The sequence below is a fragment of the Microvirga sp. P4_G7 genome (assembly GCF_056401005.1).
This window is the reverse complement of record NZ_JBFUKD010000398.1, coordinates 1-3,522: the sequence shown is the minus strand read 5'-3', so window position 1 is coordinate 3,522 and position 3,522 is coordinate 1. Positions and strand designations below refer to the sequence as shown.

The 3,522-nt window shown below is 57.9% G+C and carries 1 protein-coding gene; it reads left to right on the top strand.

The window, feature by feature from the left end:
• Positions 1 to 119: 119 nt before the first annotated feature.
• A partial coding sequence (locus AC1DT3_RS15310; protein ID WP_477466103.1) for a cadherin domain-containing protein occupies positions 120 to 3,522 on the top strand: 3,403 nt, incomplete at its 3' end.

Below are 3,522 nucleotides of genomic sequence, written 5' to 3'. Positions count from 1 at the left end.
AGGGAGAGCTGGGCAACGACACGTTGGTGGGCTCAGCGAACGACATTTTGATTGGAGGAGACGGCAGCGACCGCATGGTTGGCGGGCATGTCGTTTACGAAGACACATATGATCGAACCGTGGATCTCCGCAACGGTCTGTCGTACCAGGGAAGTGAAATCGATAGTCTCTTTAGTGTCACTCAAGTTACCGGCGGCAACGGCAAGGTGACGTATTGGGCCGGTAGCGTTGGCGCGAAATTTAACGGTGGCACCGACGCCGACGTGTTTCACGGCGGCGCCGGCAACGACACGCTCATCGGTTCTGGTGGATATGACGTCTTCATCGGCTCCGGCGGAAGTGACTCCATCGACGGCGGCGCCGCGCCGGGCAACAGTGGCGGCTTGCTTGACTACAGCACTTTGGGTTCAGGCATTACCGCTAACTTCGGCACGCAGAAAGTAGTGAAATCGACCGGTACGGATTCATTTGCAAACATCACAAATCTCTCTGGAACAAATTTTAGAGATACCATCACCGGCAACAGCGATTCGAACTATTTCTATGGGCAGGACGAGAACGATATTATCGATGGCGGGGCCGGTGCGGATTTTCTCTTTGGCGGGAATCAGGACGATTTTCTATATGGCCGGAGCGAAGCCGATTCACTCAACGGCGGACAGGGGAACGATTACCTCGACGGCGGAACYGGTGTCGACACGATGGATGGTGGCGAAGGTGACGACGACTATTACGTCGATGATCCTGGTGACATTGTAATTGAAGGTGCGGTGCCAGGATTTGATACCGTCCATACGACGGTCGATTTTGACCTCAACACCACGCCCTACGTGGAGTTCGCAGCGGCGGAAGGGGGGGCAAACGTCAATCTGACGGGAAACGCCGCAAACAATCGTCTTACGGGCAACGCGAAAAATAACATTCTAAACGGCGGTTTGGGCGCCGATAGTATGATAGGCGGAGACGGGGACGACATCTATTACGTCGACGACCGTGGCGACTCCACGAAAGAGTTCAACACGACGATTGGTGGAAGCGATACAGCCTACATCAGCGTAAAAAATTATGATGCCCGCAAGCTCGCCAACATTGAAAATATCTTCAAGGTCGGCCAAGGCACCGTCAACTACATGGCAGGCGCGCCTGAAACGATTGGTGGCTCTTCGCGGATCAATGAAAATCTCACGGGTGAGGTGGCTCAGATCAAGTCCAGCGACGACGGAAACGGCGGCGCTCTGAACTATCAACTCGTGACGAACCCGGGCAATTACTTTTCGATCGTAACGCAGGACGACGGAAACGGCGTTCGAATCGACTCGATCAAAGTGTCCCAACCGATCAATTTCGAATCGCTCGTTGACGGCGTCAACGATGTCGTCGTCATCAATGGCCGAAAGTACATCGACGTCAAAGTGCGCGCCGCGGAATCGGATGTGGACAATGGCGGCTTGGTTTCCGACAACATCGGCACCATTCGCATCGAAATCGTCAACGTCAACGAGGCCCCGACCGCTCCGACGTGGAGTGGTGGTGCTCTTTCCATAAATGTTCTCGAGGACATCACGACGACGTCTCTGTTCAACGTCGCCGTTGGTGCGTCGGATCCCGATGCGGGAACGACGCTGACCTATCGGTTCGCGAAGGACGGACTCGGCAACGATCTGAACGCGGGTGGAAAGTTTACGATCAACGCCTCGACCGGCGCCGTGACGCTGAACCCGGGTCACGTTCTCGACTACGAGGCTCAGCACAGTCTTACGATCACCGTCGAAGCTTTCGACGGCTCGCTCGCGACGAGCCAGGTGCTCACCATCAACATCCTCCCTCAGAACGAGGCGCCCTTTGCGCCGACTTGGGCAGGGGGCGCAACGTCCATTCGAGTCAACGAAAATACCGCGTTCAGCCGAACGATTGTCACGACCGATCCGGATGGTCCGGCGACACTGACCTATTCGTTCGGGCTTGATCCGCTCAACAACACAGGCAATGCCGGTGGGATTTTTGAGATCAGCAGCAGCGGTGTCGTCACTCTGGCAGCTGGAGCGAGCCTCGACTACGAATTCCTTCCCACCGGCGCAAAATTCTACAAGATCTATGTCAAGGCGTCCGATGGCACGTTGGCCGGAGTGACGCGCGAGTTGGTCATCGAGGTCGACAATGTCCCCGAAGCGCCCCTCGCGCCGAAGTGGGACGTCGGCACCACGGGGGCGATCTCCGTTTCGAAAGACGAGAATGCGGTGTTCAGCCACAAGATCGTCGCGACCGATCCTGACGGGCCGGCGACTCTGACGTACAAGTTCGTCACCGGTCCTGCGGGGCAATCGGGCAATGCGAACGGCTTGTTCACCATCAATGCGGCGACCGGCATCATCACATCGACGCGCTCTCTCGATCACGAGGAGAGCGGAACCTACACGCTCTATGTCCGCACCGTCGGCCCCGACCTCATGGAAAGCGTCACGCAGGCACTGACCATCGTCGTCGGCGACGTGAACGAGGCGCCGAGCCGGCCAAACTTCAACGATGCTTTCATCGTCGAGAACACGTTGGAAATGAGTGGCGGCGAACTTTTCGACGCGACGGATCCCGATCAGAATCCTGGTCATCCCGAATGGGGCGGACGGGTCACATACGGGTTCTCCTCCTCCGCCGGCAGCAACCCCGGTGATAGGTTCGACATCGTCAACAACGCCGACGGTACCGCGAGCATCGTCGTGATCGATACGGACGGACTGAACGCCGAGGCGGAGGATATCCACGAAGACCCGTTTACCGGGGATCGTTATTACATCGTCAAAGTCGTCGCACGGTCGGGCGGGCTCACGTCGGAGGAAGCGCTCGTCAGAGTGGTCGTCGGCAACGTGAATGAGGCGCCGACCGACATCGCACTGAGCAGCTTGACCATCTATGAAAATTCGCCCGGCCAGACGGGGATAGGCACTCTCACGGCAGCGGATGAGGACCCGGGGACTGGTTTTGTCTTCGCGGTCGACGACCCGAGCGGAAAATTCGAGGTTGTTCAATCGGCAGGGCAGTGGGTTCTGCGCCTCAAGGCGGGTGCTTCCGTCAACTTCGAGGACGCAAACGGACATCTCTATGCGGTGACCGTCATGGTTTGGGACAATAGCCGCATTGGCAATACTCTCACGCACCAGGAAACCTTCACGATCGTGGTGTTGGATGACGGACTGCCTCAGAGCCGGGAAAACAATGATGGTCCAGTCAACCTCCGTCTCGACGGTGACGTGGGCGCGACCGTCGATGAGAACGATCCCAGCTTCTCCGGCACGCTGACGGCCTACGACCGCAACGGTGACCCGCTGACCTTCACGTTCCTCGGCGATGCCACCACCGATGCGACCGGTTTGTTCACGATCGAGGGCGATCAGCTCAAGTTCACCTCGGCGACCGGCCTCGACTACGAGGCGGCGACCGATTTCGGAGGCGGTCTCAGAGGCTACGACGTGACTGTCGTCGTATCCGACGGGCGCGGCTCATCCAGCACGCAAACCTTCAGGATCC